Raw genomic sequence first — 17,157 nt, 5'->3', positions numbered from 1 at the left:
GTCGCACGTCCCCCCACCCTCGGCGCAGCGACGATGGACTCCCAGACCTCACAGCCATCACAGGCATCCCAGTCACCTCACACCTTCCAGGTCGACCTGCGTGGTCTGGTGGACCTGCTCTCCCATCACCTCTACTCCAGTCCCAAGGTCTACCTGCGCGAACTGCTGCAGAACGCCGTGGACGCGATCACCGCCCGGCGGGCTGAGCAGCCGGACGCCCCGGCCGCCGTGCGCCTGTACGCCGAGGCCGGCACCCTGCGTGTGGAGGACTCCGGCATCGGGCTCACGGAGTCCGACGTGCACAGCCTCCTCGCCACGATCGGCCGCAGTTCCAAACGGGAGGACGGCCTGCAGGCGGCGCGCTCCGACTTCCTGGGGCAGTTCGGCATCGGGTTGCTGGCGTGTTTCGTGGTCGCCGAACGCATCCGCGTCGTCAGCCGCAGCGCGCGTACCCCCGACGCGGCGCCCGTGGAGTGGACGGCGACCGACGACGGCTCGTACACCGTGCGCACGCTGCCGCACGAGGCCCGTCCCGAACCGGGTACCACCGTGCACCTGGTGGCGCGCGCCGGAGCCGGCGAATGGCTCACCGAGGAGCGGGTCCGCTCCCTGGCCCGGGACTTCGGCTCGCTGCTGCCGTACGACGTACGCGTCGGCGACGAGGCGATCGCGGAGCTTCCTGCGCCCTGGGACCGCACCCATCCGAGCCCCGCCACCCGCAGGGTGGCCCTGGCCCGTCACTGCCACGACCTGTTCGGCTTCACACCGCTGGACACGATCGACCTGAACGTGCCGCTCGCCGGAGTCCGCGGCGTGGCGTACGTCCTGCCGTCCGCGGTCAGCCCTGCCCAGCGCGCGAGCCACCGGGTGCACCTGAAGGGCATGCTGCTCACCGAGCGGGCCGAACAGCTGTTGCCCGACTGGGCGTTCTTCGTGCGCTGCGTCCTGGACACGGACAGCCTGCGCCCCACCGCCTCGCGCGAGTCGCTGTACGAGGACGAGACCCTGGCGGCCGTACGCGAGGCCCTGGGCGAGCGCATCCGGTCGTGGCTGACGGGGCTCGCGGCGGGCGACCCGGAGCGTCTGGCGGCCTTCCTGTCGGTGCACCACCTGGGCGTGAAGTCCCTGGCGCGGCACGACAACGAGATGCTGCGCACGATGCTGCCGTGGCTGCCCTTCGAGACGACCGACGGACGGTTGTCCCTGGAGGAGTTCGCGCTGCGTCACCCGGTGGTGCACTTCACGCGGACCGTGGAGGAGTACCGGCAGGTCGCGCCCATCGCCTCCGCGCAGGGCATCGGGGTGATCAACGGCGGCTACACGTACGACAGCGAGCTGGTGGAGGCGCTGCCGTCGGTGCGTCCGGGGACGGTCGTCTCGGAGCTGGACGCCGACACCGTGACGGCGCACCTGGACGCCGTCGACCCGGCCGAGGAACTGGCCCTCTCGGGCTTCCTGATGGCCGCCCGGGCCAAGCTCGACCCCCTGGGCTGCGACGTGGTGCTGCGCGCCTTCCACCCGCTCTCCGTACCCGCCCTGCACCTGGACGACCGGGCGGCCCGCCACGAGCAGGCCCGCGCGGAGGCCGAGGAGCAGGCCGACGACCTGTGGGCGGGCATTCTCGGCTCGCTGCGCGGCAGCGCGCCCCGTGCCCGCCTGGTCCTCAACCACCTCAACCCACTGATCCGAAGGATCAGTTCACTGCGCGACCCGGAGCTGATAGGCACCGCCACGGAGTCCCTCTACGGACAGGCCCTCCTCATGGCGCAGCGCCCCCTGCGGCCCGCCGACTCCGCGCTCCTCAACCGCGCGTTCATCGGCCTCCTGGAGTGGGCCACCCACACCGAGCCCGGGAAGGACGACCTCCGATGAGCCAGGCCATGGGCATGGACTTCGACACCCTGCGCCAGGCGATGGCGGACAACCAGGAGCAGCCGGAGGGTCCGGCACGCAACGCGCGCGCGGAGCAACTGCTCGTCGAGGCCGAGAAGCTGAACATCCCGCTCGCCGTGATCGAGGCGCTCGGACACCAGCTGAAGGTCTACAACTACAGCTCCGAGAAGGACAAGATGTTCGTCCCCTTCGCGCGTCTGCTGCGCATGTGGGACGAGCGCCCCGAGGACTTCGACGAGTACGAGACCCACTCCCTGCACTGGGTCTTCAAGTGGATGTCGGCCGGCATGCTCGACCAGCCGCACATCCCGCTCGCCTCCATAGAGAAGTGGCTCGGCGAGATGGAGCACCGATACCGGCTGGCCGGACACTCCGAACGGGCCGTGCGCGGAGCCGAGTTCAGCGTCGCCGCGCACCTGGGCGACCTGGGGCGCGCCGAGCGGGCGTACACCGCCTGGCTGGCCGCCGACCGGGACACCATGGCCGACTGCCACGCGTGCGAACTCCACAGCCAGGGGTGGTGGCGGGCGGAGCGCGACGCCGACGAGGAGGCGCTGGAACTGTGGCGCCCGGTCCTGGAGGGCGAGTACGCCTGCGCCCACGAGCCGCACACCGTCCTGGCGTCCTCCCTGGTCCCCCTGCTGCGTCTGGGCCGCCCGGACGAGGCACGTGCCCATCACCTGCGGGGCTTCCGGCTGGTGCGCCCCATGGAGAGCATGCGCGGCGCGTACGCGGACCACGTGGAGTTCTGCGCGCTCTCCGGCAACGAGGCGCGCGCCCTGGAGCTGCTCGCGGAGCGGCCCGCCTACTTCACCGACTCCGGGGACCCGCGCAGCAAGCTCGACTTCATGGCCGTGACGGCCCTCCTCATGGACCGCCTGACCGGGCTCGGTCTCGGCGATCAGCCGGTGCCGGGACCGGCCGGCCGGGAGTGGACCGCGAGCGGGCTCGCTGTCCACGCGCGCGGGGAGGCCCTTTCCCTGGCGGCGCTCTTCGACGCGCGCAACGGCACGTCGTACGTGAGTGAGCGGGCTCGTGGGCGGATGGATCAGCGGCCGTTGGTCGAGCGCTTGCCGCTGGGGGTGCGGTCCCGGTCCGCGCGACACCTGTCGCCTTCGGGTTCCGCGGCGGGTTCGGGTTCCGCGGCGGCTTCGGCTCGATCGTCGGCCGCCTTCGTGGAGTCGGATGCCGGCTCGGACCCGTCCTCGCCCTCGGCGCTGCTCGCCGAGGCCCGGCGGCTGTCCGCGACCCGGAGCCCGGACGCCGTCGAGGCCTGGGCGGCGGTCTCACGGGCCGCCGAGGGCCAGGAACTGGACGTCCGCGACCGCGCGGAGATCGCCGACCACGCGGCTATGGAACGCGGTCCCGAGGGTATCGAGCTCTTCCATGAGGCGGCCGAGCTCTACGCCGAGGCGGGCGACCCCGGCGAGGCGCTCGCGGCCCGCGCCCGTGCCGCGTACGTCCTCGCCCTCACCGGCGGGCCCGAGGAGGCGCTCGCGACCGTCTCGGAGCTGTACGAGGGGGTGCTCGCCCTCCTCGCGGACGGCGGGACGGGGGTGTCCCAGGCGGCGTCCGTGCTGGTGGGACGGGCGCGGATATTGATGCTGTTGGTGCAGGAGGACGCGGACGAGGGCGAGTCGGGGGCGACGGCTTCCGAGGGGACGGCTTCCGGGACGGCCGGTTCCGGGACCGCCGATTCCGGGACCGCCGTGGACGAGGTCGTGGGCGCCGCCGAGGCGGCCGTGCGGGAGCTGCTGGCGCTGGCCGAGCCGCACCTCTCGGACGTGCGGATGGCCTCGCGGGCCGCGGAGGCGCGGGCGATGCTCGGGGAGCTCGCGGCGCACGCCGGGGACGCCGAGGCCGCCGCGGAGCTGCTCGGACAGGCCGCGGCGGCGTTCGTGGCGGCGGGGTTGCCGTGGTTCGCCGTCGAGTACGAGTCCCGACTCGCCGGGATCGCCCGGCACCTGGGCGACGCGGAGGAGGCCGAGCGGGCCGCGCGCGCGGCGCTGGAGCACGGAGGGCCTCGTCTGGAGCCGATGGGCCACGCGCAGCTGCACCTGCAGCTCGCCGAGGTCCTGGGCGCCACCGGGCAGTTCGGGCCCGCCTCGGAACACGCCCTGGAGGCCGCGCACTGGGCCGACGAGGCGGGCGAGGGGCCCACACTCGGTGCCTGGGCCCGGCACCAGCTCGGCGGGTTCCTGCTCCGTCAGGGGCGGTGGGCCGAGGCCGCGGAGATCCTGGAGTCGGCGCTGCCCGACCTGACCACCGACATGCACGGCGACGGTGCGATCGTGCAGACGCGGTGGTGGCTCGGCGACTGTCTCACCGAGCTCGGCGAGCACCGTGCGGCGGCCGAGCACTGGTTGCGGGCCGCGGACGTCGCCCGGCACTGGCCCGAGCAGCGTGACCACGCGATGCTCGCCCATCTCGCCGCCGAGGCGCTCGGCCACGCCGAACTGCCCGCGCAGGCCGAGCAGGCGTACGCACGCGCCGGTGACCTGTGGCGTGACCTCGGCAACGTCCACGGTCTGATCCGGTCGCTGCGGGCCCGGGCGTGGGTCGCGTTGCGTACGGAGTCGGGGCTGGACGGGGCGCGGGCGTCGATGGCGGCGGCGGTGCGGGAGTGCGAGGAGGGGCTTCTGGCGGTGTCGTCATCCGTTGGGGCCGAGGCTGTGGAGGGCTCGGATGCCGGGGAGGGCTCCGATGCCGCGGAGGCCCGTCATCGCCTTGTCGCCGAACTCGGTCACACCCATCGGCAGTTCGGTGACCTGGTCGCCCGTTCCGTTCCGGACGACGCGGAGGAGGCTCTGGCCCACTACACGCGGGCCATCTCCGTCTTCGCGTCCCTCGGAGACGACGCCCTCGACGCGCGCACCGGGGCCGAGCTCGCGGCGGGGTGGCTGGAGGCCGATCTGCTCCGGCCCGCGGCGGCGGCCGCACGCGCGCGTGCGGTGCTTTCCGCGTACGCGGGTGTGGACGGGGAGGCCGCGCAGGCGCGTCGGGCCGAGGCGGAGAACATGCTGGGCGTGACGGAGAAGGCGTGATGGAGAAACGGCGGGACCAGTGACGGGGCAGGCCGGGGCGTGGGGTTCTCGCCCCCGCCGCCCCTACCCGTTCCCGTCCCCCGGGGCTCCGCCCCGGACCCCCGCATCGGCCTGAACGGCCTCGTCCTCAAACGCCGGACAGGCTGAAAGATGCGCGCAGCGCCCCTTCAGGGGCGCGGGGAACCGCGCGACCAGCTCCCACCCACCGTCGGCCGAAGAACACACCCGGCGCCCTGAGTCGGAGTCCCGGGGGCTACTCCACCCCGATCAGCAGCAACGCGCCCTGTCGACCGCCCCGGTACGCCACCGTGTCCACAGCCAAGTACGACTCCCGGACCCGTGCTTCGAGGTGCGCGGCGATGGAGCCGGGAGCCTCGTCGCCCAGGACGAGGGTGACCATCTCCCCGCCGGCGGCGAGCATGCGGTCGAGGACGGTTTCGGCGGTGGCGGTGATGTCGGAGCCGATCACCGCGACATCGCCGTCGATGAGCCCGAGGACGTCGCCCGCCTGGCAGATGCCGGCCATGGTCCAGGACTGACGCTCGGCGACGGCCACCTCGGCGTAACGCGTGGCGCCCGCCGCCGAGGTCATGGCGACGACGTCCTCGTCGAAGCGACGTTCGGGCTCGTGGACAGCGAGCGCGGCGATGCCCTGGACCGCGGAGCGGGTCGGGATCAGCGCGACCCGGACGCCCTCCGTACGGGCCTGCTCGGCGGCGGCCGCCGCGGTGTGACGCAGGTCGGCGTCATTGGGCAGCAGCACCACCTCGCGCGCGTGGGCCCGGCGTACGGCCTCGACGAGTTCCCCGCTCGCGGGCGGTTCCCCGGGCCGCGCGAGCACGGTGGTCGCCCCGGCCTCGGCGTACAGCCCGGCCAGCCCTTCGCCGGGCACGACCGCCACCACGGCCCGCTGCGCCCGCTCCCGGGGCGGCCGCCCGGCCGCGCCCGCCGTGTGGGCGTCGCCGAGCCCGAAGTGCGTAATGCGGATCCGGTACGGCCGCCCGGCCTCGACCCCCGCCTCCACGGCGGCACCGGCGTCGTCCGCGTGCACATGGACGTTCCACAGCCCGTCCCCGCCGACCACGACGAGCGAGTTGCCGAGGCGGTCGAGCCGGGCCCGCAACCGCGCCACGTCCGCGTCCTCCGCCTCCAGCAGGTAGGTCACCTCGAAGGCCGGGCTTTCTTCCCCCGGCCGGCTGTCCACGCACACGCCGTTCACATCCACACGGCCCACACCATCCACACGGTCCACGCCACTCACGCCGTCCATGCCATTCACGCGCGTGTGGACCTCGCCCGCCACCCGTCCGGCGCCCGGGGACTCCCCCGTGAACGTCTCCGCCAGTGCCGCCAGCACCGCCAGCAGCCCCCGCCCACCCGCGTCGACCACACCGGCACGCTCCAGCACGGCCAGCTGGCCGGGGGTCGCCATGAGGGCCGCCCGTGCTCCCTCGTACGCCGCGCACGCGACCGTGCCGCAGTCGCCCTCCGTGCCGGTGGCCGCCTCGGCGGCGGCCGTGGCGACCGTGAGGACCGTGCCCTCCACGGGGTGCGCGACGGCCTCGCGTGCGGAGTCGGCGGCCTGTCGCAGGGCCAGCCGGAGGGCCTGTCCGTCGGTGTGAGCGCTCTCACCATCGGTCGCACCGTCGCTCTCACCATCGGCCGCACCGTCGGTCTCACCACCGGCCGCACCATCGATCTCGCCGTCGGCGGCGAGTACCTGCGCCATGCCGCGCAGCAACTGCGCGAGGATCGTCCCGGAGTTCCCGCGGGCCCCGATCAGCGCCCCGTGCGCCATCGCCCGCACGGCGTCGGCGAGCGTGGGCAGACCGCCCCCCGTGACCGCCGTGGAAACGGCCCCGGAGGCAGCGGACCCTGTGGGACCGACCCCCGTCACCGTCTCGTAGCCCGCGAAAACCGCCTCCACCGCCGCTGCCGCCGACTCCACCGTCAGATACAGATTCGTCCCGGTGTCCCCGTCCGCGACCGGGTAGACATTGATGGCGTCGATCTCCTCGCGCGCCCGCCCCAGCGCCTCCAGCGCGAGGCCGCACCAGGTGCGCACCGCGAGAGCATCCAATGTCTGCGGCACCTGCGGCACCTGCGCCTCCTTGAGCTTCTGGACGTGGCACGCAGCGTAGACCCCGAATGGGTTACTGGCGGTAGGGGACCCCAAGGAGGGCCGGGGTGAGCCCCGGGGCAGCCATGGTAGTTTCGTTCTCCGGACGCAGTCGTTGTATGCTGCTCCAGTTGCCCGATTCGATCGGGTCTTCCCCCTGGCACCGCCACTCAGATCCTAGATCTCGATTCCGGCATGCCGGGATCAACCGTAAGAGCATCTGAAGTCTTTGGAGTGACCCGTGGCTGCCAACTGCGACGTCTGCGGCAAGGGGCCGGGCTTCGGCAACAACATCTCGCACTCGCACCGCCGTACGTCCCGTCGCTGGAACCCCAACATCCAGCGCGTCCGTACCGTGGTGGGCGGGACGCCGAAGCGCGTGAACGCTTGCACCTCGTGCATCAAGGCCGGCAAGGTCTCGCGCTGACGCAACGCTAGCGCGCGGCCACTGCTGGTTCGCTTAAAAGCCGGTCCACCTCACGGTGGGCCGGTTTTTTGTTGTCTTCGTGCTTCCTTCCACTGTGCGGTATCGGGTGTGGGGTGTCCCACGCGCGCGTAGCCCCCGGCTTCCGGACCTGCCAGAATCTGCCGAATGCGCTTCGGCATCCTGGGCCCCCTCGAGATCCGCACCACGGACGGCAGCCCCCTGGACCCCGGCGGCCCCCGCCCCCGCGCGCTGCTCACCCTGCTCCTCCTGGATGCGGGCCGGACCGTCTCCACGGAGCGGCTGACCGACGGTCTGTACGGCGCCGATCCGCCAGCCGGGGCCGCCAACGCCCTCCAGTCCCAGGTCTCCCGGCTGCGCGGGCGGCTCGGCCCCGACACCGGGATCGAGGCCGACCCCACCGGTTACCGCATCGCCGTCTCCCCCGAGGCCGTCGACGCCCACCGCTTCGAACGGCTCTCCCGCGACGGAACCGCGGCCCTCACCCAGGGCGACCACTCCCGAGCCGCGGCCTTGCTCCGGGAGGCGCTCACCCTGTGGCGCGGCCCGGCCCTGGCCGACCTCCCCGGCGCGCACCCCCAGGTGACCCGCCTCGAAGAGCTGAGGCTCGGTGCCTTACAGGACCGGGTCGACGCGGACCTCGCGCTCGGCGGCGGCCCCGCACTCGTCCCGGAGCTGCGGGAACTGCTCGCCGCGCATCCCCTGAGCGAGCGGCTGTACGGACAGCTGATGCGGGCCCTGCACGCGAGCGGCCGGGCCGCCGAGGCACTGACGGTGTACGAGGAAGCGCGACGCACCCTCGCCGAGGAACTGGGCGCCGACCCCTCGCCCGACCTGTCCGCGCTCCACCTGGAACTGCTCCGGGGCGCGGGCCCCGCCCACCGGCGGCTGCCCGCCCAGCTGACCCGCTTCATCGGGCGCGACGACGAACTCGCCCGCATCGGCGCTCTGCTCACCCAGGAGCGCCTGGTCACACTCACCGGGCCGGGCGGAGCGGGCAAGACCCGCCTGGCGATCGAGCTCGCCCATGCGAACGCGGACGCGCGCGTCAACGCAAACGCTCGCGCAAACGATTGCGTAAACGCTTACGCACCCGTTTGCCTTGTCGAGCTCGCCCCTCTCACCGACCCCTCGCAGCTTCCCTACGCCCTGCTCACCGCCCTCGGTCTGCGCGAAGGTTTCCGCACCCCCTCGGGGGACACCACCGACCGGCTCCTCGCCGCCCTGGAGGACCGAGAGCTGCTGCTCGTCCTGGACAACTGCGAGCATCTGGTCGAGGACGTGGCACGGATCACGGGGCTGCTCCTCGGCGCCTGCCCGGGTGTGCGGATCCTCGCCACGAGCCGTGAGTCGCTGGGGATCACCGGTGAGGTGCTGTGCCCGGTGCCACCGCTGTCGGCGGAGCCGGCCGCGCGACTGTTCCTGGACCGGGCGGCCGCCGTGCGCCCCGGTTTCGCGGGGCACGCGCGTGTGCCGGACATCTGCGCCGCCCTGGACGGCCTGCCACTGGCGATCGAGCTGGCGGCGGCGCGGTTGCGGACGCTCACCCCGGACGAACTGGCCGACCGCCTCACCGAGCACGTCGGGGACGACCGCTTCCGGCTGCTGTCCCGGGGTGACCGCACCAAGGCACCCCGGCACCGCACCCTTCGTGCCGTCGTGGAGTGGAGCTGGGAGCTGCTGGACGAGGAGGAACGGGAGCTGGCGCGACGGCTGACCGTGTTCTCCGGGGGCGCGACGGTCGAGGCGGTCGAGGCGGTGTGCGGGACGCCCTTTCCGGAGGACCTGCTGGCCTCGCTGGCGGAGAAGTCGTTCCTGGAGGTCACCGAGGGGCGCTACCGGATGCTGCAGACCATCCGCGCGTTCGGCGCCGAGCACCTCGTCCGCGCGGGCGAGCGGCAGCGGCTGCGGGACGCCCACGCCGCGTACTTCCTGCGGCTGGCCGAACGGGCGGAGCCGCTCCTGCGCGGCGACGGCCAGTTGCCCTGGCTGGACCGGCTGACCGCCGAGCACGGCAACCTGGGCGCGGCCTTGCGTCATCTCGTGCGCGCCGACCGGGAGAAGGCCCTGCGGCTGATGGCCGAGCTCTCCTGGTTCTGGCGGTTGCGCGGTCTCTACGGAGAGCAGACGGCCACAGCCCGGGAGCTGCTCGCGGCCGTGGGCGCCGAGCCGCCTGCGGGTCTCGCGGAGGAGTACGTCCTGTGCGTGATCAACGCGCTCTCGGGTGAGAGCGGCGATCCGGCCGACCAGCGGCGCCTGGCCCGTGTCGAGGACGTACTGGCCGGGCTGAGCCGACCCCTGCGGCTGCCCTTCACCGTGGTGCTGTGGTCGGTGGTGGGTGGACCGCGGCCCGCCGCGAACGACCGGGTGCGCGTGCAGGTCGGGGGCGACGCGTGGGGGCGGGCTCTTCTTGATGTCGGCCTCGGCTTCCAGGAGCAGTTCGCCGGGCGTCCGACGGCGTCCGAGGAGTCGTTCGCACGGTCTCTGGCGGGTTTTCGCGCGACCGGGGACCGCTGGGGCATGGCGAACTGCCTCGAACCGCTGGGCATGTTCGCCGACTGGCGCGGGGAACACCGGCGTGCTCTCGAGCTGCTCGACGAAGGGCTCTCGTACGTCAGGGAGTTGGCCGCCCCCGAGGAGACCTCGGACCTCCTGCGCACCCGTGCGACCGTGCTGCTGCACCAGGGGGAGCTGGTCGAGGCGAGGGAGCACTTCAGCCAGGCCCTGACGCTGGCCCGCACCGTGGGCCTCACCGACAAGGTGGCGGGTGCCCTGCGGGGCCTGGGCGACGCCGCTCGGCTCGCGGGAGACACCGGCCACGCGCGCGTGCGCTACGAAAGCGCCCTGGAGGCTTGCGCCGCCAACTGGTTCAGCATCGGGGAGACCGTGCGCATCCTCATCGGTCTCGGCCGTTCCGCGGCCACGGAGGGGCGCCTCGACGAGGCGCGTGACTGGGCCCGTCAGGCGGCCGACCTCGCCGTCGAGAGTCCCGGAGTACTGGAACTCGCCGAGTCCGCGGAGGCGTTGGCGGTCCTCGCCGACTCCCCCGAGCGCGCGGCCGTCCTGCTGGGCGCCGCCGTCGGCCTGCGCGGGGCGGCACTGCGGGGCGACCCCGAAGCCGTACGCAATGAGCGGGACATCCGCGAAAGGCTGTCCTCCGAAGCGTACGAAAAGGCCTTTGAGCAGGGGCGAGTGCTCGGGGCCGCGGCGCTCACCGCCGACTAGGCGGCGGCGCCGACCGGCGGCCAGGCGCACGGTCAGCGAACGGTAGGAACACGGTCAGCGCCTCCCGCGAAGCTCCTGCCCATGACAACGAACCCGACGCAGAACACGACACAGAACCCGGCGGAGAACCCGGCGGGGAAACTCGCCCACCTCCACGTCCTCGTCTCCGGCGCCAGCGTCGCGGGTCCCGCCCTCGCCCTCAACCTGATCCGGTACGGCGCGCGCGTCACCGTCGTCGAGAAGGCACCCGACCTGCGGCCCGGCGGATTCGCGGTCGACTTCCGGGGGCACGTCCACCGAACCGTCCTGACCGCCATGGGCATCTGGGACGAGATCCACGCCCATCAGACACACATGGGTCGTCAGACCGTCGTCGACGCCGACGGCTCCCCGCGCGTGGACCTGCCGGCCGAGATGATGAGCGGCGACGTGGAGATCTTCCGCGGTGAGCTGGCGCGGATCATGTACGAACGCACCAAGGACAGGGCGGAGTACGTCTTCGGGGACTCGATCGCCACCCTCACCGAGACCCCGGAAGGCGTCGACGTGACCTTCGAGCGCGGCGCCCCGCGCCGCTTCGACCTCGTCGTGGGCGCCGACGGACTGCACTCCCTCACCCGTCGACTCGTCTTCGGTGAGGAGTCCCGCCACCTGCGCTTCCTCGACCACTACGTGGCGGCCTTCGGCGTCCCCAACGACCTGGGGCTCGACCGCACCGGGCGGCTGTACAGCGAACCGGGGCGGGCGGTGGTCGTCGGCAACTACGACGGCGACCCGGACCGGGCGGGCGCGCTGCTCGTCTTCCGGTCCGAGAAGCTGGAGTTCGACCGCCGTGACGTGGCCGCGCAGAAGCGGATCCTGGCGGAGCGGTTCGCGGGGATGGGCTGGGAGACCCCGGGAGTCCTCAAGGCCCTGGAGCGGGCCGACGACCTGTACTTCGACGCGATCGCCCAGATCCATGTCGAACGGCTCACCCAGGGGCGCGTGGTGCTGCTCGGGGACGCCGGATACGGGGCCACGATGGGCGGCATGGGCACCGGAGTGGCGATCGTCGGGGCGTACGTCCTGGCCGGCGAGCTGGCCCTCGCGGGCGGCGACCACCGCACCGCCTTCGCCGAGTACGAGACCCGCGTCCGGGACTTCGCCAAGGGCTGCCAGAAGATCTCGGGCAACGCGGGGCCGTTCTTCGCGCCGCCGACCGAGCGGCGGATCCGCAGCCGGGACCGCGCGTACCGGCTGCTCAGCTCGCGCCTCCTGGCGGGCTTCTTCAAGAAGCTCACCGAGAAGGCGGCCACCGGCATCAAACTCCGCGCATACCCCGCCTGACGGGGTGGGCGGCTACGACTCGATGTCCCCGAAGTGGTCCCAACCGCCCTTGCTGGTCCAGGGCGCGCCGTCCACCGTGACCTGGGGCAGCGCCGAGGGGTTGAGGACCTCGCCGATCACCTTCCAGCGCGCGGGCAGCTTCACGTCCGGCGGGAAGGCCGCCACGATCGCGTGGTCCTCCCCGCCGGTCAGCACCCACTGGATGGGGTCGACGCCGACGGCCTGGCCGATGTCGTTCATCTGGGAGGGGATGTCGATCGCGCCCGAACGGATGTCGATCCGCACCTTGCTCGCCTCGGCGATGTGGCCCAGGTCGGCGATCAGCCCGTCGCTCACGTCGCACATCGCCGTCGCGCCGAGCCCGGCGGCGGCGGGACCCGCGTGGTACGGCGGCTCGGGGCGGCGGTGGGCCTCGACGAAGGCGCGCGGTGAGCGGAAGCCGCGGGAGAGCACCGCGTGCCCGGCCGCGGACCAGCCCAGCCAGCCCGTCACGGCGATCACGTCACCGGGCTGGGCGCCGCCCCGGGTGACCGGTTCGTGGTTGCGCAGATCGCCGAGCGCGGTGATCGAGATCATGATGGTGTCGCCGCGCACGACATCGCCTCCGACCACGGACGCGCCCGCGACCTGGCACTCGTCGCGCAGCCCGTCCATCATCTCGGAGGGCCAGGTGGCCGGGAGTTCGGCCGGGACGACCAGACCCAGCAGCAGCGCGGTCGGTACGGCGCCCATCGCGGCGATGTCCGCGAGGTTCTGCGCGGCCGCCTTGCGCCCGACGTCGTACGCCGTGGACCAGTCGCGGCGGAAGTGCCGCCCCTCCAGGAGGATGTCGGTGCTCGCCACCACCCTGCGGTCGGGCGCGGCCACCACCGCGGCGTCGTCGCCGGGGCCGACCCGGACCGCCGGGGTGGTGGTGAGACGCGAGGTGAGCTCCTTGATGAGCCCGAACTCCCCCAACTCGCCCACGGTGCCCTTCATGATCGTACTGCTCCCTCTGCCGCTACCCGTGCCCGGTCGCGAGCCGTCTCTGTACTCGGTACGGTCGAGTTGACCGTCAACTTGTGCAGTCCGTGCACCCCGGCGCGCAAGCCCCAGCCACCGCGGGTCTCCCCGTGGCGAGCGGCGACGCGATACCGTGGCGTTCCTTTTCCCCACATGATCCTCGTGGCCGCCCTGGAGGTTCCGTGGTACAGGCGTACATCCTGATCCAGACGGAGGTCGGCAAAGCGTCGACCGTCGCCGAGACGATCAGCAAGATCCCGGGGGTGATCCAGGCCGAGGACGTGACAGGACCGTACGACGTGATCGTGCGCGCCCAGGCCGACACGGTCGACGAACTCGGCCGCATGGTGGTCGCGAAAGTCCAGCAAGTGGACGGCATCACCCGTACGCTGACCTGCCCGGTGGTGCACCTCTAGCCCCCGTCTACCCTTGGCCGGTGAACTTCTCCCGTCACCGGCACACCGCTCTTTTCGGGCTGCCCGTTCTCGCCCTGTTGATCGCCACCACAGGCTGCTCCTCAGCAGACGACGGCGGATCGGCCGCGGTTCCCAGCCCGGGGGCGAAGGTCACCGGGCTGTGTCAGAACCTGGACAAGGTGCTGCCGAAGAAGATCGACGGCCTCGACCGGAACGATCCCGAGCCCCGGTCCGCGCTGACCGCGGGCTGGGGAAGCCCGGCGATCATACTGCGCTGCGGTGTCGAACGACCCGCGAAGATGAGCGATCAGAACGCGCTCAGCGGCGAGGTGAACGGCGTCGGCTGGCTCATGGAGAAGCAGGACGACGGGTCGTACCGCTTCACCACGAGCCTGCGGCGCGCGTATGTCGAGGTCAGCGTGCCCAAGAAGTGGGTCCAGCGGGACGGGTCGAACGCGCTCGTCGACCTGGCCGCGCCCATCAAGAAGGCGATCCCCGAAGGGATCGCCGACTGACGTACACACGTGCGCGCGGGGGCGTGTGCCCTGGAGCGGAGCCCCGGTGCCCCAGGTCTACCGAAGCCCCGTCGGGCGGCGCAGCGCCGCCCCGATCAGGCGGTCCACCAGCTCCGGGTAGTCCACGCCGCTCGCCTCCCACATCTGCGGGTACATGGAGATGGGCGTGAAGCCCGGCATGGTGTTGATCTCGTTGATCACGAACTCGCCGTCCTCGGTGAGGAAGAAGTCCGCGCGCACCAGGCCCTCGCAGGAGGCGGCCTCGAAGGCGTCGACCGCGAGCCGCTGGACCTCGGCGGTCTGCTCGGGGGTCAGCGGGGCGGGCACGAGACCGGGCGTCGAGTCGATGTACTTCGCCTCGAAGTCGTAGTACGCGTGCGACTGCACGGGCGGGATCTCGGCGGGCACGCTGGCGCGCGGACCGTCCTCGAACTCCAGCACCCCGCACTCGATCTCGCGGCCGCGCAGCAGCGCCTCCACGATGATCTTCGGGTCGTGGCGCTGGGCCTCCTCGATCGCCTCGTCGAGGCCTTCGAGGGAGTCGACCTTGGTGATGCCGATCGAGGAGCCCGCGCGCGCGGGCTTGATGAACAGCGGCCAGCCGTGCTCACCCGCGAAGTCGATGATCTTCTTGCGGGCGGCGGACTCGTCGCGCTCCCACTCACGGGGACGGATCACCACGTACGGGCCGACGGACAGCCCGAAGGAGGTGAACACCCGCTTCATGTACTCCTTGTCCTGGCCGACGGCCGAGGCGAGCACACCCGCACCGACGTACGGGACTCCGGAGAGCTCCAGGAGGCCCTGGAGGGTGCCGTCCTCGCCGTAGGGGCCGTGCAGCACGGGGAAGACGACGTCGACCTCGCCCAGGGCCTTGGGGACCGATCCGGGCTCGCTGTAGACGACTTCGCGGTTGGCCGGGTCGACGGGGAGGATCACGCCGCCCTCGCTCGACTCGGCGAGCTGCTCCACGTCCGGCTGGCGCCGGTCGACGATGGCCATCCGGTCCGGTTCGTCGGCGGTGAGCGCCCAACGGCCGTCCCTGGTGATGCCGATCGGCAGGACGTCGTACTTCGTCCGGTCGATGGCGCGCAGGACGGCGCCGGCCGTGACCACGGAGATCCCGTGTTCGGAGCTGCGGCCGCCGAAGACGACGGCCACGCGCGGCTTGCGAGGCGGCTGCTCAGGGCTCTGGGGGAGGTTCTCGGTGCTCATATCGCGTTGAGAGTACCCGTTGGTACGGCGCTGAGTCAGCGCCCCACCGCGGCCGTTGTCCAACGTCGCACGGGTGGTCGCTCAGCGTCGTACGAGCCGTTGCGGAGCGTTGATTCCCGGCGCCGCGGCGTGGCTCCTCAGCGGCGCTCGGCCTTGGCGCTGCGCCCCATCAGCTCCTTGACCGCGACGACCGGCGACTTGCCCTCGTGGACGATGCCGACGACCGTCTCGGTGATGGGCATGTCGACGCCGTGCCTGCGGGCCAGATCCAGCACGGACTCGCAGGACTTGACGCCCTCGGCGGTCTGCTTGGTGACCGCGATGGTCTCCTGGAGGGTCATGCCCCTGCCGAGGTTGGTGCCGAAGGTGTGGTTGCGCGACAGCGGCGAGGAGCAGGTGGCCACCAGGTCGCCGAGGCCCGCGAGTCCGGAGAAGGTCAGCGGGTCGGCGCCCATGACGACGCCGAGTCGGGTGGTCTCGGCGAGTCCGCGCGTGATCAGCGAGCCCTTGGCGTTGTCGCCCAGGCCCATGCCGTCCGCGATGCCGACGGCGAGACCGATCACGTTCTTCACCGCGCCGCCCAGCTCGCAGCCCACCACGTCGGTGTTGGTGTACGGGCGGAAGTACGGGTTGTGGCTGGCGGCCTGGAGACGCTGGGCGACCGCTTCGGAGGTGCAGGCGACCACGGCGGCGGCCGGCATCCGGGCGGCGATCTCACGGGCCAGGTTCGGTCCCGTGACCACGGCGATACGGTCGGCGCCGACCTTGGCGACGTCCTCGATGACCTCGCTCATCCGCATCGCGGAACCGAGTTCGACGCCCTTCATGAGGGAGACCAGGACCGTGTCGCGCTCCAGCAGCGGCGTCCACTCGGCGAGGTTCCCGCGCAGGGTCTGCGAGGGCACGGCGAGCACGGTGAAGTCGGCGTCACGCGCGGCCTCGGCGGCGTCGGTCGTCGCCCGCAGGTTCTCGGGGAGTTCGACGCCCGGCAGGTAGTCCGGGTTCGTACGCGTGGAGTTGACCGCCTCGGCGAGCTCGGCGCGCCGCGCCCACAGGGTGACCTCGCACCCCGCGTCGGCGAGCACCATGCCGAACGCCGTACCCCACGATCCGGTCCCGAAGACGGCCGCCTTGACCGGCTTGCTCACGTGCTCTGCCCCTCTTCCTGCTGTGCCTGTGCCTGTGCCTGCCGCTGGGCCTGTGCCCGCTCCTGAGCCCTCTCCTGGGCCCTGGTACGCCTGCGCTGTTCGATCCGTACCTGGCGCGGGTCGTAGGGCTTCTCAGGGGCCTTCTCGCCGCGGAGCTCCTCCAGCTGCGCGGTGATGGCGGCCATGATGACCTCGGTGGCCTCCTTCAGGAGGTCCGGGCTCATCTCCTTGTCGTAGAAACGCGACAGGTCAACCGGAGGGCCCGCCAGAACGTGGTGGGTCTTGCGCGGAAGGAGGTTGGGCTTCTTGGCGTACGGCGGCAGCAGTTCGTTGGCACCCCACTGGGCGACCGGAATCACCGGGCACTTGGTCTGCAGGGCGACCCGGGCGGCACCGGTCTTGCCGGTCATCGGCCAGCCGTCGGGGTCGCGGGTGAGGGTGCCCTCGGGGTAGAACGCGACGCACTCGCCGCGCTCCACGGCGTCGATCGCGGCCCGGAACGCGCTCAGCGCGTCGGTGCTCTCGCGGTACACGGGGATCTGTCCGGTGCCGCGCATCGCGGCCCCCACGAATCCCTTCCTGAAAAGCCCGGCCTTGGCCAGGAAACGCGGAACACGCCCGGTGTTGTACTGATAGTGGGCATACGCGAACGGGTCCACATGCGAATTGTGGTTCACCGCGGTGATAAATCCGCCCTCAGCCGGAATGTTCTCCATTCCGCGCCAGTCCCGCTTGATCAGAACCACCAGTGGTGGTTTGCAGAGGACCGCTGCGAAGCGGTACCAGAAGCCGATTCTGCGGCGGGGCAC

General features: G+C 72.2%; 12 protein-coding genes. 7 read left to right on the top strand and 5 right to left on the bottom strand.

Annotation, left to right across the window (positions count from 1 at the left end; all coding sequences use genetic code 11):
- The first annotated feature begins 33 nt into the window (after positions 1 to 33).
- Together KVT44_RS23905 and KVT44_RS23900 are read left to right on the top strand one after the other, a co-directional pair.
- Positions 34 to 1,872 carry an HSP90 family protein gene (locus KVT44_RS23905; RefSeq protein WP_217568427.1) on the top strand — a complete coding sequence of 613 codons (1,839 nt, stop codon included), beginning with the start codon at positions 34 to 36 and terminating at the stop codon, positions 1,870 to 1,872.
- Complete coding sequence (locus KVT44_RS23900) at positions 1,869 to 4,937, top strand: tetratricopeptide repeat protein (RefSeq protein ID WP_254649767.1); 3,069 nt, start codon at positions 1,869 to 1,871, stop codon at positions 4,935 to 4,937. The genes KVT44_RS23905 and KVT44_RS23900 overlap by 4 nt, the downstream gene beginning before the upstream one ends.
- Positions 4,938 to 5,190: 253 nt before the next feature.
- On the opposite strand, the gene KVT44_RS23895 is transcribed toward KVT44_RS23900, so the two are convergent.
- The gene (locus KVT44_RS23895) at positions 5,191 to 7,038 is read right to left on the bottom strand and encodes a DAK2 domain-containing protein (RefSeq protein WP_217568425.1); all 1,848 of its coding nucleotides are present in this window, start codon (positions 7,036 to 7,038) and stop codon (positions 5,191 to 5,193) included.
- Between the two features lie 259 nt (positions 7,039 to 7,297).
- Between KVT44_RS23895 and rpmB the strand changes: the two genes are divergently transcribed.
- The 3 genes from rpmB to KVT44_RS23880 all read left to right on the top strand — a co-directional run bounded on the left by rpmB (position 7,298) and on the right by KVT44_RS23880 (position 12,052).
- Positions 7,298 to 7,483, top strand: a complete 186-nt coding sequence (rpmB, locus tag KVT44_RS23890; RefSeq protein WP_003993230.1) for a 50S ribosomal protein L28 — start codon at positions 7,298 to 7,300, stop codon at positions 7,481 to 7,483.
- Positions 7,484 to 7,648: 165 nt separating this feature from the next.
- Positions 7,649 to 10,726 (top strand): BTAD domain-containing putative transcriptional regulator, encoded by a 3,078-nt coding sequence (locus KVT44_RS23885; protein ID WP_217568423.1) that lies wholly within the window; start codon positions 7,649 to 7,651, stop codon positions 10,724 to 10,726.
- An 81-nt stretch (positions 10,727 to 10,807) separates the two neighbouring features.
- The gene (locus KVT44_RS23880; RefSeq protein WP_217568421.1) at positions 10,808 to 12,052 is read left to right on the top strand and encodes an FAD-dependent monooxygenase; all 1,245 of its coding nucleotides are present in this window, start codon (positions 10,808 to 10,810) and stop codon (positions 12,050 to 12,052) included.
- A gap of 12 nt (positions 12,053 to 12,064) precedes the next feature.
- Here KVT44_RS23880 and KVT44_RS23875 read toward each other — a convergent pair whose 3' ends face one another.
- Positions 12,065 to 13,030, bottom strand: coding sequence for a thiamine-phosphate kinase (locus tag KVT44_RS23875; RefSeq protein WP_054235392.1), 966 nt, complete (start codon positions 13,028 to 13,030; stop codon positions 12,065 to 12,067).
- A 206-nt stretch (positions 13,031 to 13,236) separates the two neighbouring features.
- On the opposite strand from KVT44_RS23875, the gene KVT44_RS23870 reads away from it, so the two are divergent.
- Positions 13,237 to 13,470 (top strand): Lrp/AsnC family transcriptional regulator, encoded by a 234-nt coding sequence (locus KVT44_RS23870; protein ID WP_028802415.1) that lies wholly within the window; start codon positions 13,237 to 13,239, stop codon positions 13,468 to 13,470.
- Between the two features lie 20 nt (positions 13,471 to 13,490).
- Positions 13,491 to 13,985, top strand: coding sequence for a DUF3515 domain-containing protein (locus tag KVT44_RS23865; RefSeq protein ID WP_217568420.1), 495 nt, complete (start codon positions 13,491 to 13,493; stop codon positions 13,983 to 13,985).
- Between the two features lie 57 nt (positions 13,986 to 14,042).
- On the opposite strand, the gene KVT44_RS23860 is transcribed toward KVT44_RS23865, so the two are convergent.
- The 3 genes from KVT44_RS23860 to KVT44_RS23850 form a co-directional block, all read right to left on the bottom strand.
- Entirely contained in the window at positions 14,043 to 15,200 is a 1,158-nt protein-coding gene (locus tag KVT44_RS23860) for a D-alanine--D-alanine ligase family protein (protein WP_099920479.1), read from the bottom strand.
- A 137-nt stretch (positions 15,201 to 15,337) separates the two neighbouring features.
- Positions 15,338 to 16,348, bottom strand: a complete 1,011-nt coding sequence (locus KVT44_RS23855) for an NAD(P)H-dependent glycerol-3-phosphate dehydrogenase (RefSeq protein WP_190172464.1) — start codon at positions 16,346 to 16,348, stop codon at positions 15,338 to 15,340.
- Positions 16,345 to 17,157: a 1-acyl-sn-glycerol-3-phosphate acyltransferase gene (locus KVT44_RS23850; protein WP_217568419.1), complete on the bottom strand. Its 813-nt coding sequence runs from the start codon at positions 17,155 to 17,157 to the stop codon at positions 16,345 to 16,347. The genes KVT44_RS23855 and KVT44_RS23850 overlap by 4 nt, the downstream gene beginning before the upstream one ends.

This window comes from Streptomyces sp. GbtcB7 (genome assembly GCF_019091445.1).
Taxonomy (GTDB): Bacteria; Actinomycetota; Actinomycetes; order Streptomycetales; family Streptomycetaceae; genus Streptomyces; species Streptomyces mirabilis.
The sequence above is the reverse complement of the archived record's forward strand: the minus strand, read 5'-3'. Positions and strand labels throughout refer to the sequence as shown.

Bases quoted from the DNA above. Each gene is read 5' to 3' on its own strand.
- KVT44_RS23900 (WP_254649767.1), top strand. From the start codon at position 1,869: ATGAGCCAGGCCATGGGCATGGACTTCGACACCCTGCGCCAGGCGATG.
- KVT44_RS23875 (WP_054235392.1), bottom strand. From the start codon at position 13,030: ATGAAGGGCACCGTGGGCGAGTTGGGGGAGTTCGGGCTCATCAAGGAG.
- KVT44_RS23905 (WP_217568427.1), top strand. From the start codon at position 34: ATGGACTCCCAGACCTCACAGCCATCACAGGCATCCCAGTCACCTCAC.
- KVT44_RS23885 (WP_217568423.1), top strand. From the start codon at position 7,649: ATGCGCTTCGGCATCCTGGGCCCCCTCGAGATCCGCACCACGGACGGC.
- KVT44_RS23860 (WP_099920479.1), bottom strand. From the start codon at position 15,200: ATGAGCACCGAGAACCTCCCCCAGAGCCCTGAGCAGCCGCCTCGCAAG.
- KVT44_RS23880 (WP_217568421.1), top strand. From the start codon at position 10,808: ATGACAACGAACCCGACGCAGAACACGACACAGAACCCGGCGGAGAAC.